This window comes from Falsiroseomonas ponticola (assembly GCF_016805305.1).
Taxonomy (GTDB): Bacteria; Pseudomonadota; Alphaproteobacteria; order Acetobacterales; family Acetobacteraceae; genus Falsiroseomonas; species Falsiroseomonas ponticola.
This window is the reverse complement of record NZ_JAERQN010000011.1, coordinates 114,508-138,856: the sequence shown is the minus strand read 5'-3', so window position 1 is coordinate 138,856 and position 24,349 is coordinate 114,508. Positions and strand designations below refer to the sequence as shown.

22 protein-coding genes are annotated in these 24,349 nt (G+C 71.2%); 15 read left to right on the top strand and 7 right to left on the bottom strand.

All coding sequences use genetic code 11. The features are described from left to right. The first annotated feature begins 108 nt into the window (after positions 1 to 108). The 7 genes from JJI54_RS25765 to JJI54_RS25735 are packed head-to-tail and all read left to right on the top strand — an operon-like array spanning position 109 to position 7,837. Entirely contained in the window at positions 109 to 2,229 is a 2,121-nt protein-coding gene (locus JJI54_RS25765) for a hydantoinase/oxoprolinase family protein (RefSeq protein WP_203076281.1), read from the top strand. Next, the gene (locus tag JJI54_RS25760) at positions 2,226 to 3,785 is read left to right on the top strand and encodes a hydantoinase B/oxoprolinase family protein (protein ID WP_203076280.1); all 1,560 of its coding nucleotides are present in this window, start codon (positions 2,226 to 2,228) and stop codon (positions 3,783 to 3,785) included. The genes JJI54_RS25765 and JJI54_RS25760 overlap by 4 nt, the downstream gene beginning before the upstream one ends. A gap of 40 nt (positions 3,786 to 3,825) precedes the next feature. Beyond that, entirely contained in the window at positions 3,826 to 4,791 is a 966-nt protein-coding gene (locus tag JJI54_RS25755) for a Bug family tripartite tricarboxylate transporter substrate binding protein (RefSeq protein ID WP_203076279.1), read from the top strand. Then, complete coding sequence (locus JJI54_RS25750; protein ID WP_203076278.1) at positions 4,788 to 5,507, top strand: class II aldolase/adducin family protein; 720 nt, start codon at positions 4,788 to 4,790, stop codon at positions 5,505 to 5,507. Before JJI54_RS25755 ends, JJI54_RS25750 begins: the two co-directional genes overlap by 4 nt. Continuing rightward, positions 5,504 to 6,460 (top strand): Bug family tripartite tricarboxylate transporter substrate binding protein, encoded by a 957-nt coding sequence (locus JJI54_RS25745; protein ID WP_203076277.1) that lies wholly within the window; start codon positions 5,504 to 5,506, stop codon positions 6,458 to 6,460. The genes JJI54_RS25750 and JJI54_RS25745 overlap by 4 nt, the downstream gene beginning before the upstream one ends. After that, positions 6,460 to 6,792, top strand: coding sequence for a cupin domain-containing protein (locus JJI54_RS25740; RefSeq protein ID WP_203076276.1), 333 nt, complete (start codon positions 6,460 to 6,462; stop codon positions 6,790 to 6,792). Before JJI54_RS25745 ends, JJI54_RS25740 begins: the two co-directional genes overlap by 1 nt. Further along, entirely contained in the window at positions 6,785 to 7,837 is a 1,053-nt protein-coding gene (locus JJI54_RS25735; protein ID WP_203076275.1) for a dihydroorotate dehydrogenase, read from the top strand. The genes JJI54_RS25740 and JJI54_RS25735 overlap by 8 nt, the downstream gene beginning before the upstream one ends. On the opposite strand, the gene JJI54_RS25730 is transcribed toward JJI54_RS25735, so the two are convergent. From JJI54_RS25730 to JJI54_RS25720, 3 genes are read right to left on the bottom strand one after another with little or no spacing between them, the layout of a single operon-like run. Continuing rightward, positions 7,801 to 8,610 carry an IclR family transcriptional regulator gene (locus JJI54_RS25730; RefSeq protein WP_203076274.1) on the bottom strand — a complete coding sequence of 270 codons (810 nt, stop codon included), beginning with the start codon at positions 8,608 to 8,610 and terminating at the stop codon, positions 7,801 to 7,803. The genes JJI54_RS25735 and JJI54_RS25730 overlap by 37 nt on opposite strands. Beyond that, positions 8,607 to 10,106: an ABC transporter substrate-binding protein gene (locus tag JJI54_RS25725; RefSeq protein WP_203076273.1), complete on the bottom strand. Its 1,500-nt coding sequence runs from the start codon at positions 10,104 to 10,106 to the stop codon at positions 8,607 to 8,609. Before JJI54_RS25725 ends, JJI54_RS25730 begins: the two co-directional genes overlap by 4 nt. Before the next feature lie 53 nt (positions 10,107 to 10,159). Then, positions 10,160 to 11,104: a 2-hydroxyacid dehydrogenase gene (locus tag JJI54_RS25720; RefSeq protein ID WP_203076272.1), complete on the bottom strand. Its 945-nt coding sequence runs from the start codon at positions 11,102 to 11,104 to the stop codon at positions 10,160 to 10,162. A gap of 19 nt (positions 11,105 to 11,123) precedes the next feature. Here JJI54_RS25720 and JJI54_RS25715 point away from each other — a divergent pair, with 19 nt between their 5' ends. Next, positions 11,124 to 12,299, top strand: coding sequence for a cytochrome P450 (locus JJI54_RS25715; RefSeq protein WP_203076271.1), 1,176 nt, complete (start codon positions 11,124 to 11,126; stop codon positions 12,297 to 12,299). Here the strand turns inward: JJI54_RS25715 and JJI54_RS25710 are convergent. Beyond that, complete coding sequence (locus JJI54_RS25710) at positions 12,283 to 13,431, bottom strand: aminotransferase class V-fold PLP-dependent enzyme (RefSeq protein ID WP_203076270.1); 1,149 nt, start codon at positions 13,429 to 13,431, stop codon at positions 12,283 to 12,285. The two genes, JJI54_RS25715 and JJI54_RS25710, sit on opposite strands and share 17 nt — an antisense overlap. A 63-nt stretch (positions 13,432 to 13,494) precedes the next feature. Here JJI54_RS25710 and kynA point away from each other — a divergent pair, with 63 nt between their 5' ends. Beyond that, positions 13,495 to 14,319 carry a tryptophan 2,3-dioxygenase gene (gene kynA, locus JJI54_RS25705; RefSeq protein ID WP_203076269.1) on the top strand — a complete coding sequence of 275 codons (825 nt, stop codon included), beginning with the start codon at positions 13,495 to 13,497 and terminating at the stop codon, positions 14,317 to 14,319. 197 nt (positions 14,320 to 14,516) lie between these two features. Here the strand turns inward: kynA and JJI54_RS25700 are convergent, their stop codons facing one another. Further along, positions 14,517 to 15,344 carry a class III extradiol dioxygenase family protein gene (locus JJI54_RS25700; RefSeq protein WP_203076268.1) on the bottom strand — a complete coding sequence of 276 codons (828 nt, stop codon included), beginning with the start codon at positions 15,342 to 15,344 and terminating at the stop codon, positions 14,517 to 14,519. Then, on the bottom strand, positions 15,344 to 15,643 hold the full coding sequence (locus JJI54_RS25695) for a hypothetical protein (RefSeq protein ID WP_203076267.1): 300 nt from the start codon (positions 15,641 to 15,643) through the stop codon (positions 15,344 to 15,346). The genes JJI54_RS25700 and JJI54_RS25695 overlap by 1 nt, the downstream gene beginning before the upstream one ends. Positions 15,644 to 15,704: 61 nt before the next feature. Between JJI54_RS25695 and speB the strand changes: the two genes are divergently transcribed. The 3 genes from speB (at position 15,705) to JJI54_RS25680 (ending at position 19,736) form a co-directional block, all read left to right on the top strand. Next, on the top strand, positions 15,705 to 16,586 hold the full coding sequence (speB, locus tag JJI54_RS25690) for an agmatinase (RefSeq protein ID WP_203076266.1): 882 nt from the start codon (positions 15,705 to 15,707) through the stop codon (positions 16,584 to 16,586). Between the two features lie 498 nt (positions 16,587 to 17,084). Next, positions 17,085 to 18,299: a type III PLP-dependent enzyme gene (locus JJI54_RS25685; RefSeq protein WP_203076265.1), complete on the top strand. Its 1,215-nt coding sequence runs from the start codon at positions 17,085 to 17,087 to the stop codon at positions 18,297 to 18,299. A 21-nt stretch (positions 18,300 to 18,320) separates the two neighbouring features. Further along, complete coding sequence (locus JJI54_RS25680; protein ID WP_203076264.1) at positions 18,321 to 19,736, top strand: homospermidine synthase; 1,416 nt, start codon at positions 18,321 to 18,323, stop codon at positions 19,734 to 19,736. Positions 19,737 to 19,740: 4 nt separating this feature from the next. Here JJI54_RS25680 and JJI54_RS25675 read toward each other — a convergent pair whose 3' ends face one another. After that, positions 19,741 to 20,850 carry an SAM-dependent methyltransferase gene (locus tag JJI54_RS25675; RefSeq protein ID WP_226382113.1) on the bottom strand — a complete coding sequence of 370 codons (1,110 nt, stop codon included), beginning with the start codon at positions 20,848 to 20,850 and terminating at the stop codon, positions 19,741 to 19,743. 143 nt (positions 20,851 to 20,993) lie between these two features. On the opposite strand from JJI54_RS25675, the gene JJI54_RS25670 reads away from it, so the two are divergent. The 3 genes from JJI54_RS25670 to JJI54_RS25660 all read left to right on the top strand — a co-directional run bounded on the left by JJI54_RS25670 (position 20,994) and on the right by JJI54_RS25660 (position 24,335). After that, a complete protein-coding gene (locus JJI54_RS25670) occupies positions 20,994 to 22,628 on the top strand; it encodes an ABC transporter substrate-binding protein (protein ID WP_203076263.1) in 1,635 nt (544 codons plus the stop codon). Then, the gene (locus JJI54_RS25665; RefSeq protein ID WP_203076262.1) at positions 22,625 to 23,503 is read left to right on the top strand and encodes an alpha/beta hydrolase; all 879 of its coding nucleotides are present in this window, start codon (positions 22,625 to 22,627) and stop codon (positions 23,501 to 23,503) included. The genes JJI54_RS25670 and JJI54_RS25665 overlap by 4 nt, the downstream gene beginning before the upstream one ends. An 82-nt stretch (positions 23,504 to 23,585) precedes the next feature. Continuing rightward, the gene (locus JJI54_RS25660) at positions 23,586 to 24,335 is read left to right on the top strand and encodes a FadR/GntR family transcriptional regulator (RefSeq protein WP_203076261.1); all 750 of its coding nucleotides are present in this window, start codon (positions 23,586 to 23,588) and stop codon (positions 24,333 to 24,335) included. The last annotated feature ends 14 nt before the right edge of the window (positions 24,336 to 24,349 follow it).

Here is a 24,349-nt window from a genome sequence, read left to right as displayed (position 1 = left end):
CATTTCCGGTTGACGCGTGAGGGAGCCGGCGCCATGCTTTCCCCACGAAGGACGCTGTCCTGCAATGCGAGACGCCCATCCCGCAGCGCAGTCGGGGAAGGAAACCAGGTGCCAGACGATGTGACGGGCGCGCCGCGCGCCCCGGCGGCCATGACGGCCGCCACCGGCTATTCGCTGGCCGTCGATATCGGCGGCACCTTCACCGATGTCGTGCTGCGCCACGCCGATGGCCGCGCCACCACGGACAAGACGCTGACCACCCACCGCAACCTGCTGGAGGGATTCTTCCGCGCCGTGGACCTGGCGCTGGGCAAGGCGGGGCTGGGGCCGGAGGCGGTGACGGAGGTGACGGTGCACGCCACCACCCTCGTCACCAATGCGGTCATCGAACGTCGCGGCCCGCCAACCGCGCTGCTGGCGACGAAGGGCTTCCGCGATATCCTGAGCATCCGCAACGAACATCGCTACGACATGTTCGACCCGCAGATCGAATTCCCCGATCCGCTGGTGCCGGACAGCCTGGTCTACACGCTGGATGAGCGGATGCTGGCGACCGGCGCGGTGGAGAAGCCCGTGGATGCCGCGGAGGCCGCGGCGCTGGCGCGGCGCATGGCCGCCGATGGCGTGAAGGCCGTCGGCATCTGCCTGCTGAACGCCTATCGCAACGGCGCCAATGAACGCGCGGCGCGGGACGCCATCCTGGCGGCGGTGCCGGGCATGGAGGTGACCCTGTCGTCGGAGGTCTCGCCGCAGATCCGCGAATATCCGCGCGCCTCCACGACGGTGATGAACGCCTATACCCAGCCCATCGTCGCGCCGTATCTCGCCGCGCTGTCGGCGGAGCTGGTGCGGCGGGGCTTCCCGAACCGGCCGCTGATCATGCTGAGCAATGGCGGCGTGGTCGGCACCTCCGTCGCCGGCGCCTTCCCCGTGCGCATGATCGAAAGCGGCCCCGCCGCCGGCGCCCTGGCCGCGAGCTACTTCGCGGAGGTGCTGCACCTGCCGCGCCTGCTTTCCTTCGACATGGGCGGCACCACGGCCAAGGCCTGCATGATCGATGCCGGCAAGCCGCTGGTGGCCGGTGAGTTCGAGGTCGATCGCCGCTACCGCTTCAAGCCCGGCAGCGGCTTCCCCATCACCATCCCCGCCGTGGACATGATCGAGATCGGCGCCGGCGGCGGCTCGATCGCGCGGGTGGACAATCTCGGCCTGCTGAAGGTGGGGCCACGCAGCGCGGGGTCGGAACCCGGGCCGGTCTGCTACGGGCGGGGCGGCACGGAGCCGACGGTGACGGATAGCGACGTGGTGCTGGGGCTGCTGGATGCGGATCGCTTCCTCGGCGGCGACATGAAGCTGGACAAGGCGGGCGCGGAGGCGGCGCTGGGAAGGCTCGGCAAGAAGCTCGGCACCGATGCGGTCGCGACGGCGCGGGGCGTGTTCGAGGTGGTCTGCGAGCAGATGGCGGGCGCCGCGCGCGCGCACGCCACGGATCGCGGCATCGACTGGCGCGGCCTGCCCATGCTGGCCTTCGGCGGCGCGGGCCCCGTGCATGCCTGCCGCGTGGCGGAGTTGCTGGAATGCCGGCACCTGGTCTTCCCGCCCATGGCGAGCGTGCTCTCGGCCTTCGGCACGCTGGTCTCCCCGGTGCGGCTCGACCTGGTGCGATCCGCGCTGTCGCCGCTGGCCTCGCTGGACTGGGACAGCGTGCGCGCCCTGGTCGGCGGCATGGCGGATGAGGGGCGCGCGGCGCTGGCGGAAGCAGGCGTCGCGGCGGCCGATGCGACGCTGGAGCTCGGTGTGGATTGCCGCTACCGCGGGCAGCAGAACGAGGTGACCACGGACCTGCCCCTGGCGGTGCTGGAAAGCGGCGATGCGGCCGCGCTGCGGGAAGCCTTCGAGAGTGCCTATGAGGCCCTCTACGGCATCCGCCTGCCCGATGTGCCGGTGGAGGTCGTGACCTGGCGCCTCGCCGCGCGCGGGCCGCTGCCCGTGGCCAACCCCTCCCCGATCGCGGGCGGGGCGCCGGCCACCCCGCGCACGCATCGCCCGGTGGCGGTGGAGCCCGGCGTGCCGATGGTGCCGGTCTATGACCGCGCCGCGATCGCTGTGGGCCAGAAGATCGAAGGCCCTGTCATCATCGAGGAACGGGAGACCACGCTGGTGGTGCTGCGCGGCTGGACGGCGAGCGTGCACCCGACCGGCGCCGTGGTCGCGGAGCGCGTGGCATGAGCAACCAGCTGGATGGCATCGCGCTGGAGATCCAGTGGTCCAACCTGATCGCGACGGTGACGGAGCAGGCGCGCGCGCTGCAGCGCATCGCCTTCAGCCCCATCGTGCGGGAGGCCGGTGACCTCGCCACCGCGCTGTTCGACCGGCGCGGGCGGATGGTGGCGCAGGCAGTGACGGGGACGCCCGGGCACATCAACAGCCTCGGCGCCGCCGGCCAGCATTTTGTCCGCGCCTTCCCGCCGGACAGCCTCTCGCCGGGCGATGTGCTGATCACCAATGATCCCTGGCTCTCGGCGGGGCATTTCTTCGACATCACGGTGATGACGCCGGTCTTCCGCGGCGGCCGCTGCATCGGCTTCTTCGGCAGCACCATCCACCACACGGATATCGGCGGCTATGGCGTCGGCGCCGGCGCGCGGGACGTGCATGAGGAAGGGCTCTGGATCCCGCTCGCGAAGCTCTATGAGAAGGGCGTCGCCAATGCCCTGCTCTTCGACATCATCCGCCGCAATGTCCGCACGCCGGACCACGTCGCGGGCGACCTGGCGGCGCAGGTGGCGGCGGGGCGCGTCGGCGCGGAGCGGCTGAACGCGCTCTGCGACCGCACCGGCTTCGAGGATATCGAGGCGCTGGCCGACGCCATCATCGGCCGATCGGAGGAAGCGACGCGGGAGAGCATCCGCAAGCTGACGCCCGGCACCTATCACGGCGAGAGCATCTTCGATGTCCCCGGCGGGCAGAAGATCACGCTGAAGGCGGCGGTGACGGTGGATGCGGAAGCGGGCGAGCTGGTCATCGATTTCGCCGGTTCCTCGCCGGAGGCACCGATCGGCATCAATGTCGTGCTGAACTACACTGCGGCCTATGCGAATTTCGCCGTGCGCGCCTGCCTCGACCCCGACCTGCCCAACAACTACGGCAGCCTCTTCCCCGTGAAGGTCCGCGCGCCGGAGGGCAGCATCGTCAATTGCCGCTACCCCGCGCCGGTGAATGCGCGCCACGTCGTCGGCATGTATGTCCCCTTCCCCGTGCTCAAGGCGCTGCACCAGGTGATGCCGGATCGCGTGCTGGCGGAGGGGTCGGGCGCGGTCTGGACCATCCAGATTCAGGGCAAGGATGACGAGGGCCAGCCCTTCACCTCCTCGATGTTCAACTACTCCGGCGGCACGGGCGCGCGGCGTGGCAAGCCGGGGCTGTCGGCCACCTGCTACCCCACGGGCGTCGCGGCCGTGCCGGTGGAGGTGCTGGAAGCCGCCATGCCCATCGTCTTCACTCGCAAGGAGTTGCGGCGCGGATCGGGCGGCGCGGGGCGGCAGCCCGGCGGCGATGGCCAGGTGATCGGCTACCGCATGCGCACCCGCGATCCCTGGCTGCTGAACGTGGTGGCGAGCCGCACGGATCTGGGGCCGGAGGGGCTGGAGGGCGGTGCCGATGGCATGCCCGGGCGCTTCCTGGTCAACGGCAAGCCGGTGAACGAGGCCCGCAAGATGGCGATGGCGGCCACCGACGAAGTGCTGATGGAAACGCCCGGCGGCGGCGGCTACGGTAAGGCGTAACGACACCCGGCAAACGGGGTTGGATGAGGAAACGACAGGAATGATCGCAAGGCGCGCGCTGCTCGGCAGCGCATCGGTGCTGGCGTTGCCGGCCGTGGTCCGCGCACAGGCGCTGTTCACGCGGCCTGTCCGCTTCGTGCTCGGCTTCGCGGCCGGGGGCGCGGGCGACATCACGGTGCGCATGCTGGTGCCGCATATGCAGGCGGAGATCGGCCAGCCCATCGTGGTGGACAACCGCCCCGGCGCCGGCGGGATCATCAGCGCGGAGGCCGTGGCGCGCGCCGCGCCGGACGGCCACACCATGTACCTGCTGACCACCAGCAACATGGCCGCGCCGGCCTTCTACCGCACCATGCCCTTCGACGTGACGAAGGATTTCGCGCCGGTCGGCCGCATGGTCTGGTACGACCACGTCATCGCGGTGAACCCGCAGCTTCCCGTCAACACGCTGGCGGAGCTGATCGCCTACGCCAAGGCGCGGCCGGGCACGCTCAACATCGGCTCCATCGCCGTCGGCAATGCGCAGCATCTGGGCGTGGAGCTGTTCCGCGCCATGGCGGGCGCGCCGATGACGACCGTCACCTACCGCTCCTCGCCGGAACTGATCACCGCGCTCTCCACCGGGGAGATCCAGGTGGCGGGCGAGCTGCTGGCGCCGACCTTGCCGCAGGTGCAGGCGGGCCGCGTAAAGCTGCTGGCGGTGACGGCGCCGACGCGCTTCCCGACGCTGCCCGACGTGCTGACCAGCGCGGAGAGCGGGCTGCCCGACTACATCGTCCGATCCTGGAACGCGATCGTCTTCCCTGCCAATACGCCGCGGCCGCAGATCGAGGCGATGAACCGCGCCATCCGCCGCGCGCTCGGCGTGCCGGAGATCCGCAACCGGCTGATCGAGCTCGGCGGCCTGCCGGAAGCGAGCAGCCCGGAGGAACTGGGTGCCATGATCCCGAACGAGGTCGCCGCCTGGGGCCGCATGGCGCAGCTCGCGGGCATCGAGAAGCAATGAGCGAGGCGGAAGGGCGGCTGAAGCACGACCTGCTGCACGCCTACCACATCCTGGACGCCGATGGTCAGGCGAGCGGCATCGCCGGCCACCTGACCGCGCGGCTGCCGGGGGCGGACTGCTTCTGGTCCCACCAATGGGGCGTGGGCTTCGACGAGGTGCGCGCCGATGGCCTGATCGAGGCGGATTTCGACCTCAGGACCACGCGCGGCCAGGGCCGCGTGAACCCGACTCTCCATATCCACACGCGCATCTACCGCGCGCGGCCGGACGTGACCTGCATCATCCACACCCATGGCAAGGCGGGCGTGGCGCTGGGCTGCGCGGGGATGACGCTGGAGCCCATCACCCAGACCGGCGCCGTCTTCCATGACGACATCGCGCTGTTCGACGAGTTCCACGGCATCGTGCTCGACACCAATGAGGGCGATGCCATCGCCGCCGCGCTGGGGCCGAAGCGCGGGCTGCTGCTGAAGAACCATGGCGCGCTGGTGGTGGGCGCTTCCGTGGCGGAGGCCTGCATCGGCATGACGGTGCTGGAATGGGCGGCCGATGTGCAGCTTCGCGCCGCCGCCGCCGGCCCCCTGCAGAAGCTCGATCCCGCCGCGGCCGCTCAGTCGAAGAAATTCCTGCTGGACGCGGCCAACCTCGGCCTGCGCTGGGATTTTCTCAAGAGAAAGATCGCCCGAAGCCGGCCGTTCCTGGGAGAGACGTCATGAAGCGCCTGCTGCTGGCCGCCCTCCTCGCCTGCACCGCTTTGCCGGCGATGGCGCAGCAATTCCCGAACCGGCCCATCCGCTGGATCGTCGGCTTCGCGCCAGGCGGCGTCGGCGACACCACCGCGCGCATCGTGGGCCAGAAGCTCAGCGAAACGCTGGGCCAGCCCGTGGTGATCGAGAACCGGCCCTCCGCCGGCGGCATCGTCGCCAGCGAGACGGTGGCGCGATCCGCGCCCGATGGCCATACGCTGCTGCTGGTGACGGCGACGGCCGCGACGGCGCCGCACCTGTTCCGGCAACTGCCCTACCACCCCATCGACGACTTCGCCTTCGTGACCCAGATCGCGAGCTTCCCGCACGCCATCGTCGTCGCGGCGAACTCACCCTATCGCAGCCTGCAGGATCTGGTGGCGGGGGCGCGGGCCAATCCGGGGCGGGTCAATCTCGGCTCCGTCAGCGTCGGCACGGCGCTGCACCTCTCCCTCGAATTGCTGCGCTCCATGGGCAGCATCCCGGCGGAGATCGTGACCTACCGCTCCACCGGCGAATTGCTGAACGCGACCGTCAGCGGCGACGTGCAGGCGGCGATGGAGGTGGCGGCGACGACGCTCGGCCAGATCAGCGGCGGGCGGATGCGCGCCCTGGCCGTGACCTCGCCATCCCGCATGGCGATACTGCCGGATGTGCCGACTGTCGCGGAATCCGGGCTGCCCGACTACAGGGTCATCACCTGGAACGGCATGGCCGCGCCGCGCGGCACGCCGCGCCCGGTGATCGACCGGCTGAACCAGGAAGTCGCGCGCGTGATGGCGATGCCGGATGTGCGCGACCGCCTGGTGCCGATCGGCGTGGAGCCCGCGCCCGGCACGCCGGAGGCGCTGCACGCCCTGCTCACCGCTGAAACCGCCCTCTGGGGCCGCGTCATCGAAGCCGCAAGAATCGAGAAGCAGTGATGAACATCCACAGCATCGACTGGAACGCCATCCCCTGGACCACCGTCCGCCCGGGCGTGGAGCGCAAGGGCTTCACCGGCGATGGCGCGACGGTCGCGCTGCATCGCCTGCATCCCGGGCATGAGCCGAAGCCGCACAACCATCCGAACGAGCAGATCGTCTACATCATGGCCGGCACCATCGATTTCCACATCGAGGGCAAGGTCCATCGCCTCGGCCCGGGGGGCCTGCTGGTGGTGCCGCCGAACGCCATGCATCACGGCGTCGTCGTGGGCGACGAGCCCGTGCTGAACCTCGATGTCTTCACCCCGGCCAGGCCGGAATATGCCTGACCTCTCCATCCGGGTCGGCGGGGTCACGCTCAACAACCCCGTCATCATCGGCTCCGGCGACCACACCATGACGGAGGGCGCGCTGGTGGCGGCGCGCGCCACCGGGGCGGGCGCCGTCGTCGCCAAGTCGATCAACGAAAGCGAGGCCGCGAAGCGCCAGCTGGATGGCAGCGACCATGTACTGCTGGACAGCCGCTGGAACCCCCTGCCCTGGGATTTCGCGCCGCCGCCGGATGCCATGCTGCTGGGGCGCTCGGGGCTGCACCAGTCGCCGAGCGAGGACTGGATCGAGATCGTCGCCGCGCAGGATCGGGAAGCCGCGAGGACCGGGCAGTACGTCATCGGCTCCATCATCCTCGCCAATCTCGACACCGCCTGCGATCTGGCGAAGCGGTATGAGGCCGCCGGCATCCGCATCCTGGAACTGAACATCGGCGCGCCGCATGGCGATGAGGCGGTGCCCGGCGCCATCATCCAGGAACGCGCGGCGAACCGGGTGCGGGAGATCACGGCCAGGCTCCGCGCCGCCATCTCCATCCCGCTCTGGATCAAGCTGACGGGGCAGAGCGAGGATGTCGGCGCGCTCGCGCTGGCGGCGAAGGAAGGCGGCGCGGATGCGACCATCGTCATGGGCCGGTTCATGGCGCTGGTGCCGGACATCGAGACGCGCGCGCCCATGCTCGGCACCGCCGGCGCCATTGGCGGGCCGTGGTCGCTGGCGCTGACCTGCCGCTGGCTGGCGGAGGCGCGGAAGAAGGTGGGCGCCGGGTATTCGCTGCTCGGCACGAATGGCGCGCGGGATGGGCTGGACGTGGTGCGCTTCCTGCTGGCAGGCGCGCGCGCCGTGGAGATGACCAGCGCCATCATGGCCGGCGGCTTCGATGTCGCGCGCCGCGCGGTAGCGGAGATCGATGCCTACCTGGTGCGCACGGGCGGCAGCGTGGAGGATCTCATCGGCCTCGCCGCCGAACGGCGCGTGGCCTATGGCGTGCAGGCGGACCGGCCGGGCTACTGGCGGGACTTCGTGCCGCCAGAGGCGAGGTAGCGGTTCGAGCCGAGGCGGGCGCTGACGGCGCCCGCGGCTTCGTGCAGCGCCTCCAGCATCGGCGCCGCCGGCGGGTCCTGCACGAATTGCACGGAGCCCACGATGCCGAGCGAGCCGACCAGGATCTCCCCCGCCGCGAAGAGCGGCGCGGCGAGGACGTTGATGCCGGTCAGCGCCTCCCCGGGTGCGGACTCCCACAGCCGGTCGCGGACCAGCGCCAGGCGGGCGCGCAGCAGTGCGGGATCGGTGATGCTTTCGGGCGTCAGCTTCTCCAGCGGGCCGGCCAGCACGCGGGCGCGCGCATCCTCCGCCCCGAAGGCCAGCATGATGCGGCCCTGGGCGGAGCAATGCGCGGCCGGTCGGTTGCCGGGCTGCACGGTGATGGAGACCTTGTTCGGCGCCTCCAGCGCATGGACCACCAGCGGGTCGCCGCCGGTCGGCACGGCCAGCAGCACGGATTGGCCCAAGGCGTCGCGCAGGCGATGCATGGCGGGCTCCGCCACGCGCTTCAGGTCGAACTGCTCCCCGGCCGCCTGGCCGAGCTGGAACATGCGCCAGGTGAGGTGGTAGCGCTCCGTCGTCTCCTCCTGCGCCACCAGCCCGGCCTGGCGCAGGGTGACGAGGTGACGGTGGACGCGGCCCTTGGGCTCGTCGAGTTCGCGCGCGAGGTCGGAGACGCGCATCGGCCCGCCGGCGAGCGCCATCGCCTCCAGCACCCGCACCGCCATCAGGACGGAGCGGACGGCGGCAGTGCCCTCATTCTCCTCGCTCATCGCTCGCGCAGCCGCATGCCGGCCCAGCGGAAGACGCCGTCGGGATAGGCCACGAAGCCCGTCAGGCGGTCCGTATAGGCCCAGCTGTTGCGGCGGTGCCAGAGATAGACATAGGGGCGATCGGCCAGCACCTGGGCGGCGACGCGTTCATAGATCGCGCTGCGCGCGGCGGTCTCGGGCACGGCGCGCGCTTCCGCCAGCCAGCCATCGACCGCGGCGTTGCTGTACTTGCCATCATTGTTCGGGCCGCCGGTGCCGATGTGGAAGCTGATGTTCCCATCGGGGTCGCTGCGGCCGCCCCAGAAGCCGAGGAAAACCTCGAAGTCACCGTTGATCTGGGCGCGGACGGCGGCGCCGATTTCCATGGCCTGGATGCGGATATCGATGCCGGCGTCACGCGCCATGGCCTGGATGACCTCCGCGACCTGGATCGTCTCCCCGGCATTGGGCACCACCAGGCGCAGCGTCGGCGCGGGGTGGCCGGCTTCCGCCAGCAGGCGGCGGGCCTTCGCCACGTCCCGCGCGGGAATGGGGACGTTACGGGCGTAGAAGGGGCTTTGCGGGTTGACCCATTGGTTGCCCGGGATGTGGGCGCCTTCGAAGACCACCTGGTTGAGCGCGGCGCGATCGATGGAGAGTTCGAGGGCTTCGCGAAGCCGCGCATCGCGCGCGAAGGGGCTGGCGGCGCCGGGGCCGTTGGCGATGTTGAACCGCAGGAAGTTGTGGCCGAGTTCCGGCGCGCTGGCGAGCGCCAGGCCAGGCGTGCGGCGCACCTGCTCGATATCCGTCGCGCCCACACGCTCCATGATGTCGAGCGCGCCGCCACGGAGATTCGCGAGCCGCACGGTGCCATCGGCCATGGGGCGGAAGGTGATCCGCTGGATGTGGATGTTCTGCGCGTTCCAGTGGCCGGGCCAGCGATCCACCACGGTGCGGTCCTGCGCCACGCGTTCGGTGAAGCGGTAGGGGCCGGAGCAGACGGGGTTGCGCGCGAAGTCCCGGCCCTGGTCCATGGCGCGGGGGCTGATCATCATGCCGCCGCGCGTGACCAGGATGCTCATCAGCGGGATGAAGGGATTCCGAAGTTCGATGCGGGCCGTGTGGCTGTCGATGATGGTGACGCCGGTGACGTCCGGCATCTCGCCGCGGCGGAAGCTGCCCTGCAGGTTCATCTGGCGGTCGATATTGGCGCGCACGGCTTCCGCATCGAAGGGCGCGCCGTCCTGGAAGGTGACGCCGCGGCGGAGCTTCAGCACGAGGCCGCGGGCGCCATCGACCCATTCATAGGATTCCGCGAGGGCCGGCACCACGGTCAGGTCGGGCGACAGGTCCAGCAGCTTGTCGCAGGTGGCGCTGAGGATCTGCAGGCCGGAGAAGAAGCGGGACAAGGCGGGGTCCATGATGTCGAGATCCTCGAACATCCCGACCCGCAGATTCTGGGCCTGCGCACTGCCCGCGACGAGCATCGCCGCCGCCACCAATCCCAGCCTCGCCATGCGCCTGCCCCCCGCACCGTCCCCGCATCGAAGCACGCGCGGAGGCACCCCGGTCAATAGCCGCGCATGCGGTCGGCGAGGCCCGGGGGCGTTTCGCCGGCATCGAGTGCGGCCAGCGCGGCGGCGACGCTGCGGGCGAGGGCCGCGGAATCGGGCGGGCTCGCGATATGGGGCGTGATGGTGATGCGGGGGTGCTGCCAGAGCGGGCTGTCCGCCGGCAGCGGTTCCGTGGCGAAGACGTCGCAATGCGCGGCCGAGAGGTGGCCGGCATCCAGCGCCGCGACCAGATCGGCCTCCACCACCTGGTGGCCACGCCCGGCGGCGACGATGGCGGCGCCGGGGGGCATGAGCGCCAGGCGGCGGGCATCGAGCAACCCCTCCGTCTCCGCCGTCATCGGCAGCAGCACGACCGCGACATCGGCCGAGGCCAGCACGCCATCCAGTGCGGCCATGCCATGGGCGGTCGCGATGCCTTCCAGGTCGCGCTTCGTGCGGGACCAGCCCGTGACGGGCAGGCCGAGCGAGGCCAGCGCCCGCGCCGCCGCCTGGCCCATGCTGCCCATGCCCAGCACGGCGACGCGGCTGGCGGGCAGCGCACGGGGCGGCAGGCGCTTCCAGAGGGATTCGCGCTGCTGCTCCGCATAGCGCGAATGGTTGCCGAGGATGTGCAGCACGGCGTGCACGACGTGGCGCGCCATGGCGAGGGCGGGCGCGGGATCGATCACGCGGCAGACCGGCACATCGGCGGGCAGGTCCGCCGCGCGGAAGATGTGGTCCACGCCGGCGCCGGAGGCATGCACCAGGCGAAGCCGCGGCAGGGCGGCGAAGATGCCGGGGGGCGGGCGGAAGACGACCAGCGCCTCGGCATCCGCGTCGTGCTCGGGCCAGGACAGGATGGCGCGATGCGGGAAGGTGGCGCGCATGGCCTGCGCGACATTCGCGGCCTCGAACCCCGGCACGGCCAGCACGATGGGGCGGTTGGACTCGCGATCCGCCACGGCGTTACCCTTCCCTTCCATGAGCGACCCGATCTTCGATCCCTTCAGCTTCGCGGTCCATGCCGATCCCTATCCCTTCTACCGGCGGCTGCGGGACGAGCATCCCTGCTACTGGTCGGAGGGTGCCCGCTGCTGGGTGCTGTCGCGCCATGCCGATGTCTTCGCAGCACTTCATGACTGGCCGCATTTCTCCAATACCGGCGGCAACGTCATCGATGACAGCAAGGCCAAGCTCGGCCGCACCGTCGGCAGCGTGGATCCGCCGCGGCACACCAGGCTGCGCGCGCTGGTGAACGAGGCCTTCGGGCGAAGGCGCATCGCGGAGGAGGCCGCGTTTCTTCAGGCTGCCGCCGCACGAGTCGTGGAAGGTGTTGCCGGGCGGCCCGGCTTCGATCTAGTGCGCGATGTGACGTCCCCGCTGGCCGGGGAGGTGATGGCGCATCTGCTCGGCATCGCGGGCACGGACCTCGTGCAGTTCAAGCGGCTGATCGACCTGTCCATGTACCGGGACCCCGAGACGCGGAGCCGGACGGCGGAGGGCGAGGCCGCGCAGGCGGCGCTGTTCGGGCTGGTCGCGCAGCAGGTGGAGGCGCGCCGCGCCAATCCGGGCGAGGACATGATCACCGCGCTGCTGACCATCGAGATCGAGGGCGAGCGGCTGGAGGGCGACAGCGTGGTGTGGATGGCCCGCGCGGTGTTCGGCGCGGGGTTCGAAAGCACGTCGAGCTTCCTCGCCAACAGCGTGCTGGCGCTGATGGCGCATCCCGGGGTGCGGGAGGAACTGGCCGCAGACCACGCGCTGATCCCCGACGCCGTCGAGGAGTTTCTCCGGTGGGAGACGCCGGCGCAGCGCTTCGCGCGCACCATCGCGCAGCCGGTCGAACTGCATGGCAAGCTCATGCGGCCCGGCGAGAAGGTGATGCTGGCCTATGGCAGCGCGAACCGGGATGAGCGCGCCTTCCCGGAGCCGGATGTGCTCGACATCAGGCGGCGGCCGACGCGGCATCTCGGGCTCGGTCACGGCATCCATTTCTGCGCGGGCGCGGCGCTGGCGCGGAGCGTCGCGCGCGTGTTCCTCGGCGCGGTGCTGGACCGCCTGCCGGTGCTGGAACGCGCGGAGGATGGGCCCATCGACTGGGCCCATTCGCCGACCTTCCGCAGCCCGGTCTCGCTGCCGGTCAGGGCAGCGACCTGATCCGGTCCAGCAGCCGGTCGATATCCTCCGCCGCGTGGTAGAGGCCGAAGCCGAAGCGGAGGCGCCGGCCGCGGCGATCCGTGACGATCTCCGCCGCCGCGAGGCGTGACTGCCAGGCCTCCGCATCGTCGAGGTCGAAGGCGAGGAAATTGCCGCGCCGCCGCTCCGTGACCGGCACGGCGAGGTGCCGGGCATCGAGGCCGGTGCCGGCGAGGCCCGCCACGAAGCGTTCCTGCAGCGCATGGGCATGGGCGCTGATGGCGGCGGTGGTGATGCCCTGCGCCTCCAGCCAGTCCATCGCGGCGTTGAGGCGGTAGAGGCCCGAGGGGTCGAAGGTGGCGCCCATCATCCGCCAGCCATCCGTCGCATAGGGCACGCTGCCATCGCTGGCCGACAGCGCGCCGAAGGCGGCGTACCAGCCCGTCGCGCGGGGCCTTGGCAGCCAGCCGGGCGGGCAGTGCATGAAGCAGGCGCCCTCCCCGGCCATGGCGTATTTGTAGCCGCCGGCGAGGTAGAAGGCGCGGTCGGCCACTGCCGAGATATCGACGGGCCGCGCCATGAAGCCGTGATAGCCGTCGATCACCAGCACGGCGTCGCCTGCGGCCTGCGCAAGTTCGGCGAAACCGTCCTGCGCATAGCCGGAGTGGAAGAAGACCTCGCTGGTCCAGATGAGGTCGAAGCCGGCCCGCGCGGCCTCCGCCAGCCGGGGCAGGCAGTCCGGGCCGGGGTCGGAGGCGATGCGGGTGACCTGGACAAGACCTTCCTCCTCCAGCCGCGCGACCTGGCGGGCGAAGGAGTGGAATTCGCCATCCGTGGTCAGGATGCGGGCGGGGCGGTGCGTCGGCAGGCTCGACAGGATGCGCACCACGAATTCATGCGTGTTGGGCGCGAAGACGATGGTGGCGGGGTCGGGCGCGCCGATCTGGCGGGCGACGTGGCCCTGCGCCGCCTGCCAGACGGGGCCGAGGATGGTGCCCCATTTGTCGTCCTGATGCTCCGCCGCCACGTCCCAGGCGGCGAGCTGCGCATCCCGCGTCGCATCGGGCCAGGGGTGGTGGCTGTGGGCCGCCACATGCAGCCGGCCGGGCCGGGCGCCGAGGAAGCGGGCGAAATGGGGGCGCAGGTCCAGCATATTCGGGTTCCCTTCCCGGGATAGTTTAAGCTTAAAGTATCGGGGTTCAAGGAGACTCTCCCGATGGTCGAAGGCGTCGAGACCGATTTCGCGAAGCGCATGAGCTATGGCGACTACCTCCGGCTCGACCAGCTGCTGACGGCGCAGGCGCCGCTGTCCGGCCAGCATGACGAGCTGCTGTTCATCACCATCCACCAGGTGCAGGAGCTCTGGATGAAGCTGCTGAACCATGAGATGGACCTGGCGATCGAGAATATGCGGCGCGACGAGCTGCGCCCCTGCTTCAAGGCGCTGTCACGCGTTTCGCGAATCCAGGCCCAGCTGATCGGCGCCTGGGACGTGCTGTCCACCATGACGCCGCATGACTACCTGGCCTTCCGCGCCAGCCTCGGCAGTTCATCGGGCTTCCAGTCCTGGCAGTACCGGATGATCGAGTTCCGCATGGGCGCGAAGGACGAGTTCATGCTGCGGCCGCACCGCCATCGGCCGGACATCATGGGCCCGCTGGAGGCGGCGTATCGCGGGCCCTCCATCTATGACGAGGCGCTGCGCCTGCTGGCGCGGCGCGGGCTGCCGGTGCCCCAGGCAGTGCTGGAGCGCGACCTGACCAGGCGGCATGAGGCGGATGAGGGTGTCACGGCGGCCTGGGCGGTGGTCTATGAGAACCCCGAGGCGCATTTCGACCTCTATGAGCTGGCCGAGGAACTCGTGGACCTCGAGGACGCGTTCCAGACCTGGCGCTTCCGGCACATGAAGACAGTGGAGCGCATCATCGGCCACCGCATGGGCACGGGCGGCTCGGCGGGGGTCTCCTACCTCAAGGGGGTGCTGGAGCGGGGCTTCTTCCCGGAGCTGTGGTCGGTGCGGACCAGGCTGAAGGCGCGGTGAGTGTGGCTTTTTAGTCGCTAGGCGAGTTTAGCCGATTATGCCGTTTATGTGGGTTTAGCACCGTTTTCGGGGGGGGTCGGAGCCTTGGGGAGGCCCCCCCTCAACCACCGGCGGGCGGAGAGGGCTTCAGGCGCAGTGGTGGCGATGATAGTTCGAACATAACCGGAACACGCGCCGGATGCCAGCGGTTTCGGCGCCTACACCGCCTCCAGCACCAGAAGCCCGAGGCCGGTGCTGCCCGTGGCCAGGTAGCCCGTGACGATGGGGCGGACGGCGTCGGGCAGCGCGCCGCGCATGGCGAGCCACATCACCGTCTCCGCCCCCTCCGCCCCGCCGCGCACCACATAGTCGCGCGTCGTCAGGGCAGCGAGCGCGGCGCCGTCGCCCGGCAGGCGGGCGAGGAAGTCGCGGTCCCATGCCTCGTTGATCTCGCCACCGCGGGGGCCGTGCAGCTGGTGGGAGAGGCCGCCGGTGGCGACGACCACCACACGCAGATCCTCCGGCAGCGCGGCCACGGCCGCCGCCAGCGCCTGGCCCAGCGCATGGAGGCGGCCGGGGCGGGGGACGGGGGCGCGGAGGACGTTGACGAAGATCGGCACCACCGGCGCGGGCCAGGGCTCCGCCAGCATGCGGAGCGGCCCGGCCGCGCCGTGGTCCAGCGCCAGCTCCTGGCAGACGGTCAGGTCGAAGTCGCGCGCGACCAGCGCCTCCGTGATCCGCGCGGCCAGGGCGAAATCGCCGGGGATGGGGGGGAAGGCGGGGATGGCGCCGGCCTCGGGCGCCAGCGGGAATTCATCCGCCACGCCGATGGCGAAGCTCGGATAGGCGTCGAAGAAGAAGTGGTTCAGGTGGTCGTTGTAGACGCAGAGGATGAGGTCCGGCCGCGCCGCTTCCAGCCAGGCGCGGGCCTGCGCCAGTGGTTGGAAGAACGGCGCCCATTCCGGTTTCGCGCCCAGCCCCTTGTCATGGGCGAAGATGGCGGCGGGGCTGTGGGTGATGCCGATGCCGCCGATGATGCGCGCCATCAGCCCCTTCCCTCCCGCACGATCTGCGGCAGCGGCACGCCCATGGCGCCGCCGATCTTCGCGAGGGCATAGACGCTGGCGCCCAGCGCCAGCAGGCCGCGCCAGTCGCGGGCTTCCAGCGCGGCGCGTTCCGCCGCGGTCAAACCGGCGGCATCCAGCACGGCGGCGGGATCGGCTGCGAAGCGCGCGCGCGTGGCTGGATCCCGCAGCGCATGGCCCAGCCGGTTGAGGCGCATGCCGCGGCGGGCGGCCGCGAGGTCGAAGGGCAGGATATCCCGCTCCGGGTCGAAATCAGGCATGAGGGGAAGCCTCGCGCGCGGCCCCTGCCCTGTCCAGCGCGCAACCACGGGAGTTCGCCGCATGGCCGGAACGCCGACCTTCGCCACCCCGCCGGGCTTCCTCGGCGTGACGCGGCGCGACCCGGCGGGGGGGATCGCGGTGGCGGGGATTCCGCTGGATATCGGCACCACGAACCGCGCCGGCGCGCGGGATGCGCCGCGGGCGATCCGGGCGGCGTCGCGCATGCTGGTGGATGGGGCGCATCCCGGGTCCTGGGTCGATCCGGCGACCTTGCCCATCGCCGATATCGGCGACTTCGCCATCGCGCTCGGCGACATCCCCGGCAGCCTGGCGCTGATCGAGGAGCAGGCCTCGGCGCTCGACCATCTGGTCGCCTTCGGCGGCGAGCATGGCGTGACGCTGCCGCTGCTGCGCGCGGCTCGGAAGCGCGTCGGCGCGCCGCTGGCGCTGGTCCATTGCGACGCACATGTGGACACCTGGGAGGACAATTTCGGCCAGGCCTATGCGCATGGATCTGTGTTCTGGCACGCGATCCGGGAGGGGTTGGTGGACCCGCGCCGGATGATCCAGATCGGCATCCGCAGCCCGGTGCAGCGGGAGGTCTGGGACTGGACCCTGGCGCAGGGCGTCACGATCGTGACGGCGCTGGATTTTCACGAGATCGGCCCCGCCGCGGTGGCGGCGAAGGTGCGGGACGTGGTCGGCACCGCGCCCACCTATCTCTCCTTCGATATCGATGTGCTGGACCCCGCCTTCGCCCCCGGCACCGGCACGCCGGAGATCGGGGGGCTGGCGAGCTGGCAGGCGCAGGCACTGCTGCGGCGGCTGAAAGGCATCGATTTCAAGGGGATGGATGTGGTGGAGGTGCTGCCCGCCCATGACGTGGCGGAGATCACGGCGCTGGCCGCGGCGACGGTCGCCTGGGAATACCTCTGCCTCTGAAATCCTTCCGGCGTCCTGCGCTGAACGCAGGGCGTCATGCGTGGGGATCGCGACAGACGCCAGAATTTTCGCTTGCACTCCGCGGGGGTGGCCGCTATTTATCCGGCCACTGACCGACGCCATCGCACGTGCCGCGAGCCCCCTTCCCTTCAGGAAGCATGGGCACAGCAACGACGGGACGCGTCCTTTGTTCGACCCGGCCTCACCGCCGGGTAGGTTCGAGGGAACCGCCTGAGTCGCCTGATCGCCGCATGCGTGGCCGTGTCGCTCCCGACATGCCATCGTCATTGCGCCTGAGCCGGACCGCGGCGCGACCGACTGCCTGAGGGCAGGACGGCGCGCCGGCGACGGCTCCTCCGCCGCGTCCCGTCCGCGCTTCAGGCGCGGCGTGCCGGGGCGGAGCCTTGGGCAGGCTCACGGCTCCCTCCTTCCCGCCGCCGCGCCCCATCGTGTGGCGCGGCGGCGGGCTTAACGCCGCGCCGAAGGAGGGCCACCGCCATGACCGAGTTCCGCTTCCGCGGCGCCGTCGCGCCGCTCCGCCGCCCCGCCCAGCCCGCCCTGCCCCGCACCGTGGACGGCATCGTCGCGGCGCTGCGGCCGGAGGAGCCGCTGCACTGCCTGCGCCCGGCGCAGGTGGCGGCGACGGCAGGCGCCTTCCTGGCCGCCTTCCCCGGCACGACCATGTACGCCGTGAAGTGCAACCCGGAACCCGGCATGCTGCGCGCGCTGTGGGCGGGCGGCGTGCGGCATTTCGACTGCGCCTCCGCCGCCGAGGTGCGGCTGGTGCGCAGCATGTTCCCGGATGCCGCGATCCACTTCATGCACCCGGTGAAGGCCCGTTCCGCGATCCGCGAGGCCTATGCCCAGCACGGCGTGCGCGACTTCGTCGTGGACAGCGCGGCGGAGCTGGCGAAGGTGCTGGCCGAGACGGGCCATGCGTCCGACCTCGGCCTCATCGTGCGGCTCGCGCTGCCGAAGGGCGCCGCGGTGATGGACCTCTCGGGCAAGTTCGGGGCGGAGCCGGCGGTGGCGGTGGAGTTGCTGCGGGCGGCGCGGCCGGCCGCGGCCAGGCTCGGCGTGTCCTTCCATGTCGGCTCGCAATGCCTGGAGCCCGAGGCCTATGCCCGCGCCATCACGCTGGCGGCTTCCGTGATCCGGGAGTCCGGCGTGGCGGTGGAGGTGCTGGATGTCGGCGGGGGCTTCCCCGTCGCCTATCCGGACATCCTGCCGCCGCCGCTCTCGGCCTTCATGGCCGCGATCCGGGACGCCTTCCAGGCCGCCGCCCTGCCGGGCGTGCAGCTCTGGGCGGAGCCCGGGCGCGCGCTGGTGGCGGGGGGCGCTTCCGTCGTGCTGCAGGTGCAGGCGCGGCGGGGGGGCGAGCTCTTCGTCAATGACGGCGTCTATGGCGCGCTTTCCGATGCGGGGGTACCGGGGTTCCGCTTCCCGGTGCGCCTGCTGCGGGACAGCGCTGCCGAAACGGTGCCCTTCGCCTTCCAGGGCCCCACCTGCGACAGCGCCGACCGGATGGCAGGGCCCTTCCTGCTGCCGGCGGATGTGCGGGAGGGGGACTGGATCGAGGTCGGGCAGCTCGGCGCCTATGGCGGCTGCCTGCGCACCGCCTTCAACGGCTTCGACCGTGCCGGCATGGTCGATGTCATCGATCCACCCTTGCTCGACACGCCGGGTTACTTCATGCCCGCCGTGGCGGCCTGACGCCTTGGGAGCGACTGAACGATGAAGCATGTGGATTTCGCCGGAAGGCTGGTGATGCTGGGCTTCGGGTCCATCGGCCAGGGCGTCCTGCCGCTGATCCTGCGCCATATCGGCATCACCGCCGACCGCATCACCATCGTGACCGCGGAGGAACGCGGGCAGGAGGTGGCGGCGGAATACGGCGTGCGCTTCATCATCGACCCCGCGACGCGGGAAAACTACCGCGACCTGCTGTCGCCCCTGCTGGGTCGCGGCGACTTCCTGCTGAACCTCAGCGTGGACGTCGCCTCCGTGGCATTGATGAAACTGTGCCAGGAGCTGGACTGCCTCTACCTGGACACGGTGGTGGAGCCCTGGGCCGGTGGCTACACGGATCCGAGCCTGACGCCGTCCCAGCGCAGCAACTACGCGATGCGGGAGGAAGCGGTGGCGCTGCGGGAGGCCTTCCGGGGCGGCCCGACCTCCGTCACCGCGCATGGCGCGAATCCCGGCCTGGTCAGCCATTTCGTCAAGCAGGCGCTGCTCGACATCGCGCGCGACACCGGCCATGCGGTGACGGTGCCGAAGCCCGCGGACCGCAAGGGCTGGGCGACGCTGGCGCGCGACCTCGGCGTGAAGGTGATCCACATCGCGGAGCGCGACACGCAGGTCTCCCTGACGCCGAAGAAGCCGGGGGAGTTCGTGAACACCTGGTCGGTGGACGGCTTCGTGGGAGAGGGCAGCCAGCCCGCCGAACTCGGCTGGGGCAGCCATGAGAAGGCGCTGCCGCCGGATGGCCATCGCCACGGCTTCGGCTGCGATGCGGCGATCTACCTGATGCGGCCTGGTGCCTCCACCCGCGTGCGGTCCTGGACGCCGCTGGAGGGGCCGATGCATGGCTTCCTCATCACGCATAACGAGAGCATCTCGATCGCGGACTACTACACGCTGCGGGATGAGAGCGGCGCGGTCACCTATCGCCCGACCTCCCACTACGCCTACCACCCCTGCGACGACGCGGTGCTGTCCATCCACGAACTCGCCGGCAAGAACTGGCAGATGCAGCCGGAGAAGCGGCTGATGACGGATGAGATCGTGGAGGGGATGGATGAGCTGGGCGTGCTGCTGATGGGGCACGCCAAGGGCGCCTATTGGTACGGATCCCGCCTGACGATCGAGGAGGCGCGGCGCGTGGTGCCGCACAACAACGCCACCTCGCTCCAGGTCACGGCGGCGGTGCTGGCAGGCGTGATCTACGCCATCGAGAATCCGCGCCTCGGCGTGCTCGAATCGGATGAGATCGACCACGAACGCGCGCTGGCGATCTGCGCGCCCTATCTGGGGGAGGTGGTCGGCGCCTATTCCGACTGGACGCCGCTGCAGGACCGCGCGGTGCTGTTCCCGGAGGCGCTGGACCGCGAGGATCCCTGGCAGTTCAGCAACTTCCGGGTGGTGTGAGGGGTTAGCCCCCCGCGCGCACGATCAGCCCGACGGAGGTGACGGGGAAGCCATCCACCGTCAGCCGGAGATGCGGCGCCGTCGGGAAGGCGAGCGCCGCATGCGGGTGGAACTCGTAGGGCGGCACGTCGATGAAGCGGTCCAGCAGGCCCGTGCCCGCATCGGTGTCGAGCGGCAGCAATTCGTGCCCATCCGCGGCCAGGCGGCGGGACAGTTCCTCGAAATGCCGGGGCTGGAACAGGACGGTGGGCCAGTTGTCCACCGTCGGTCCGTCCATCTCCAGGTTCATCTCCGTCGTGTGCACGGCGATGCCGCCGGGCTTCAGGCAGCGGACGGAATTGCGGACGAATTCGAGGCCCTGCTCGATCGAGCCCACATGCTCAAAGGAACACATGGACCAGCAGAAATCGAACTGGCCATGCAGCTCGGCCGGGATGGCGTTCATGTCCACGGGGCGGAAGCGGCAATTGGCCAGGAAGCGTTCGCGCCGCACCAGGTTGGGGCGCAGCAGCCCTTCCAGGGACGCCGCGTGCTGGTCCGTCTGCGCCCAATTGTCCGAGCGGCTGTCCTCCCCCGCCAGGTCGGTGGCGAGGACCTGGATGTGCCGGCCGGCCAGGTAGGAGGGGGTGAGCTCGCTGCCGACGGCGAAGCCCAGGCCCTGCGCGCCGCTGCGCAGCTGCCCGCCTTCCCACAGCGCCTGCAGGACGAAGCCGTATTCCCAGATCTTGCGGCTGTAGAAGGGCACGATCTGCAGCTGGCCGCACCAGAAGCGCAGCCAGTCCGATTCGATATCCGCCTGGGTGCAGAGCTTGCTGGTCAGGCCGATGCGGGTCGCGGTGCCGGGCAGCACGGCGCCGGGGCCGGCCTTGCCCTCGGCGTAGAAGCGCTCCGCCAGGGCCAGGCCCATGAGCTTCGTGTTCCAGCGCAGCGCCGCCAGTTCCTTCAGCGCCATGGAAAGCGGGTCCTGGGCCGGGGTGCCTTCCGGCGTCAGGCGGGCATCGCGGCCGAGCCGCTTCATCACCTGCTCCACCACCGCCTCCACCAGCGGGCTCGCGGCGCGATCCAGCGTGCGCGCCGCCCAGGCGGTCGCCTGCCCCTTGGACCCGTCCTTCATCGTCCTGCCACCACGCTGCCGGTCATCCCCCTGCCTGCCGCGCCAGGATGGCCCGGGCGGCGTGACCGCAGGGATAACGGCTTTGCGGCCCGGCGTCTGCGCCCGGGTTGCGCCGGGCCGTGCGGGGATCATGATCCCCCCTCATGGACGGGGAGGCGGTGGCGATGCGGCGGATGATGATGGCGGGGCTCCTCGCCATGGCGGCGGCGGCGCCCGCGGGGGCCCCGGCGGAGGCACAGACGCTGCGGATCGCGATGGCGGCGGAGCCGACCTCGGCCGACCCGCAGCATTACGCGGCCGCGCCCAATTCCACCCTGCATGACCATGTCTTCGAAAGCCTGGTGGAGCTGGATGCCCGGCTGAAGGCGGGGCCTTCGCTCGCCACCGGCTGGTCGCGGCGGGACGACCGGCGCTGGGTGTTCGAGCTGCGGCAGGGCGTGCGCTTCCACAACGGCGCGGCCTTCACCGCGGCGGATGTGCATTTCTCCTTCTGCCGGATCGTGAACAACGAGAGCGAGCTGGCCTCCTCCTTCTCCTCCACCATCCGCCGCCTGGCGCGGGTGGAGACGGAGACGCCGCACCGCATCGTGATCACGACGCGGGAGCCGGAGCCGCTGCTGCCCTCCGACCTCGGCAGCATCCGCATCATCAGCGCCAGCACGGTGGCGCCGCGGGCCGTGGCCTATGACGGCGCGGATGGCTGCGGGCCGAAGGAGGGGCCCTGGCCGACGCTCGCGCAGTTCAACGATGGCAGCGCCGCCATCGGCACCGGGCCCTTCCGGCTGCGCGCCTTCGGCCGCGGCGGGGTGACGGAGCTGGTCAGGCACGAAGCTTACTGGGGCCCGAAGCCGCCTTGGGCGGAGGTGCGGCTGCAGCCCGTGACGGCGGCGGGGCCTCGCCTGGCGGGGCTGCTGGCCGGCGACCATGACGTGGTGGAAGCACCCTCCACCGCCGATATCCCCCGGCTGCGGGGGAATGCGGCCATGCGGCTCGCGGTCGCGCCCACCACGCGGCTGATCTTTCTTCAGCTGGACCAGCGGGAGGCCGCGCCCTTCGTGAACGGGGGCGTAGGCCCGAATCCGCTGCGGGATGTGCGGGTGCGGCAGGCGCTGTCGATGGCGATCGACCGCAACGCCATCGTGCAGCGGGTGATGGATGGGCTGGCAGTGCCGGCGGCGCAGTTCCTGCCGGATGGCATGACGGGCACCATCCCGGGCCTGCCCGTGCTGCCCTACGATCCCGCCCGCGCCCGCGCCCTGCTGGCGGAGGCCGGCTACCCCAACGGCTTCACGCTCACCATCCACGCCACCAACAACCGCTATGTGAACGATGCGCGGATCGCCCAGGCGCTCGGCCAGTATTTCACGCGCATCGGCGTGCGGGCGGAGGTGGATGCCATGCCCTCCAACGTCTTCTTCACGCGGCGGGCGCGGCGCGACTTCTCCGTCCCCATGGGCGGCTGGTCCGCCAGCGCGGAGGAGACGCTGCTGTTCTTCCGCATCTGGGTCGCGAGCCTGGACCGCGACCGCGGCATCGGCACCAGCAACTACAGCGGCTGGTCCGACCCGGCCTTCGACGCGGATGCCATCCCGGCGCTGACGACGATGGACGACGCCGGGCGCAACCGGCTGCTTCAGGCCGCGTCGCGCCGGGCGCTGGAGCAGATGCCGGTGCTGCCCATCCATTTCGAGAGCGCGGTCTGGGCCTTCCGCCGCGGGTTGAAGTTCGAGGGCCGGATGGACCAGACGACCCTGGCGCAGGAGATCATGCCGGAATGAAGACCCCCCTCGCCCAGGCCCTGTCCGCCCCGGGCCGCGCCGCCATCCCTTGGGCGGATGCCGATTGCGACCTGGCGCGGCCGCTGACGCTGCACACCTACCGCGCGCCCGGCTTCACGCCGGACAGCCCGGTGGTGCTGGTCAGCCACGGCATGCTGCGCAACGGCGACGACTACCGCGATTTCTGGGTGGAGGCGGCGGACCGGCACGGCCTGCTGATCGTCGCCACCACCTTCGGCAATGCCGCCTGGCCCGGTGCCGGCCCCTACAACAACGGCCTGGTGCTGGATGAGGCGGGGGCGGTGCGGCCGCGCGCCGCCTGGGCCTATGGCATCCCGCTGCGGGTGTTCCAGGCGCTGCGGGATGCCGGCGTGACGCGCCGCGCGAAGGCGCATTTCTTCGGCCACAGCGCCGGCGGCCAATTCGGCCACCGGCTGATGTCCACCCAGCCGCATGACCTGCTGGAAGCCGCCACCGTCGGCAATCCCGGCTGGTACACGCTGCCGACGCTGGAGAAGGCCTTTCCGGAGGGGATGGGCGGCATCAGGCTTTCGGACCGGGAGGTGGAGGCGCTGCTGCGCTTCCCGCTGACCATCCTGGCCGGGGACCGGGATACGGAGGTCGGGCCCTCCCTCCCCTCCAACCCCGAGGCGCTGGCCCAGGGCCCGCACCGCTTCGCCCGCGCGCATTTCTACCTGGAGGCCGGGCGGGCGGAGGCGAAGCGGCGCGGGATCGATTGCGCCTGGAAGCTCCTCCCCGTCGCGGGCATCGGCCATGACGGGCGGGCCATGTCCCGCGTCTGCGCGGCGCTGTGGTTCGAGGGGCGGCTGATCTCCGCCGAGGAGGCGGGGGTGGTGGCGGAGGGCGCCGCCTGAATTGACGGGCGGCGGGCCGCGCCCTAGCGTTGTCAGGTCATATGATGACCGATCCTCCCTGCCCCCTCCGGGGTGTCCAGCCATGAGCGGCCGCGGCATCGGCATGGCGCCGCTGCGCTCTCCCGCCAACCTGACAGGCGCGCTCGTGCATCGCCTGGCGGAGGAGATCCGCAGCGGCCGCCTGCCGCCCGGCGCCCGCCTGCCGACCGAACAGGACCTGATGCGCGAAGCCGGCGTCAGCCGCACCGTGGTGCGGGAAGCCGTGGCCGCGCTGCGGGCCGAAGGGCTGGTCTTCACCCGCCAGGGGGTCGGCGCCTTCGTCAGCGACCGGCCCGGCGAGGGCATCTTCCGCCTGACGCCGAGCGAGGCGGAGGGGCTGCAGCAGGTCATCCAGGTGCTGGAACTGCGCCTGGCGCTGGAGGTGGAGGCGGCGGGGCTGGCGGCGCTGCGGCGGGATGCGGCGTCGCTCACCGCGATCCAGGAGGCCGAGGCCGCCTTCGACACCGCCATGGCATCCGGCAGCGATGGGGCGGAGGCCGATTTCGCGCTGCACCGCGCCATCTTCGCCGCCACCGCCAACCCGCATTTCCTGCGGCTGCTGGAGGTGCTGGGCCGCCACGCGATTCCCCGCCGGGCGCTGGGCCTGGTGGAGCGGAGCGAGGCGGAGCGCCGCGCCTATCTGGAACAGGTGCGGCGGGAGCACCGGCTGGTGGCGGAGGCGATCGCCGCGGGCGACGAGGCGCGCGCGCGGGATGCGATGCGCGGGCATCTGGAGGCGGCGCGGGAGCGGTACCGGCGCCTGGCGGCGCAGGCGGGGGCAGGCGCTTCCTAGGCGGCGCTGCCCCC

Excerpts from the sequence above, each read along its gene's own strand:
- JJI54_RS25745 (WP_203076277.1), top strand. The coding sequence starts at position 5,504 with ATGAAGCGCCTGCTGCTGGCCGCCCTCCTCGCCTGCACCGCTTTGCCG.
- JJI54_RS25755 (WP_203076279.1), top strand. The coding sequence starts at position 3,826 with ATGATCGCAAGGCGCGCGCTGCTCGGCAGCGCATCGGTGCTGGCGTTG.
- JJI54_RS25695 (WP_203076267.1), bottom strand. The coding sequence starts at position 15,643 with ATGCCTGATTTCGACCCGGAGCGGGATATCCTGCCCTTCGACCTCGCG.
- JJI54_RS25760 (WP_203076280.1), top strand. The coding sequence starts at position 2,226 with ATGAGCAACCAGCTGGATGGCATCGCGCTGGAGATCCAGTGGTCCAAC.
- JJI54_RS25660 (WP_203076261.1), top strand. The coding sequence starts at position 23,586 with ATGAGCGGCCGCGGCATCGGCATGGCGCCGCTGCGCTCTCCCGCCAAC.
- JJI54_RS25665 (WP_203076262.1), top strand. The coding sequence starts at position 22,625 with ATGAAGACCCCCCTCGCCCAGGCCCTGTCCGCCCCGGGCCGCGCCGCC.
- JJI54_RS25730 (WP_203076274.1), bottom strand. The coding sequence starts at position 8,610 with ATGAGCGAGGAGAATGAGGGCACTGCCGCCGTCCGCTCCGTCCTGATG.
- JJI54_RS25680 (WP_203076264.1), top strand. The coding sequence starts at position 18,321 with ATGAAGCATGTGGATTTCGCCGGAAGGCTGGTGATGCTGGGCTTCGGG.
- speB (WP_203076266.1), top strand. The coding sequence starts at position 15,705 with ATGGCCGGAACGCCGACCTTCGCCACCCCGCCGGGCTTCCTCGGCGTG.
- JJI54_RS25725 (WP_203076273.1), bottom strand. The coding sequence starts at position 10,106 with ATGGCGAGGCTGGGATTGGTGGCGGCGGCGATGCTCGTCGCGGGCAGT.
- kynA (WP_203076269.1), top strand. The coding sequence starts at position 13,495 with ATGGTCGAAGGCGTCGAGACCGATTTCGCGAAGCGCATGAGCTATGGC.
- JJI54_RS25700 (WP_203076268.1), bottom strand. The coding sequence starts at position 15,344 with ATGGCGCGCATCATCGGCGGCATCGGCATCACCCACAGCCCCGCCGCC.
- JJI54_RS25670 (WP_203076263.1), top strand. The coding sequence starts at position 20,994 with ATGGACGGGGAGGCGGTGGCGATGCGGCGGATGATGATGGCGGGGCTC.
- JJI54_RS25740 (WP_203076276.1), top strand. The coding sequence starts at position 6,460 with ATGAACATCCACAGCATCGACTGGAACGCCATCCCCTGGACCACCGTC.
- JJI54_RS25715 (WP_203076271.1), top strand. The coding sequence starts at position 11,124 with ATGAGCGACCCGATCTTCGATCCCTTCAGCTTCGCGGTCCATGCCGAT.
- JJI54_RS25750 (WP_203076278.1), top strand. The coding sequence starts at position 4,788 with ATGAGCGAGGCGGAAGGGCGGCTGAAGCACGACCTGCTGCACGCCTAC.
- JJI54_RS25675 (WP_226382113.1), bottom strand. The coding sequence starts at position 20,850 with ATGAAGGACGGGTCCAAGGGGCAGGCGACCGCCTGGGCGGCGCGCACG.
- JJI54_RS25685 (WP_203076265.1), top strand. The coding sequence starts at position 17,085 with ATGACCGAGTTCCGCTTCCGCGGCGCCGTCGCGCCGCTCCGCCGCCCC.
- JJI54_RS25735 (WP_203076275.1), top strand. The coding sequence starts at position 6,785 with ATGCCTGACCTCTCCATCCGGGTCGGCGGGGTCACGCTCAACAACCCC.
- JJI54_RS25710 (WP_203076270.1), bottom strand. The coding sequence starts at position 13,431 with ATGCTGGACCTGCGCCCCCATTTCGCCCGCTTCCTCGGCGCCCGGCCC.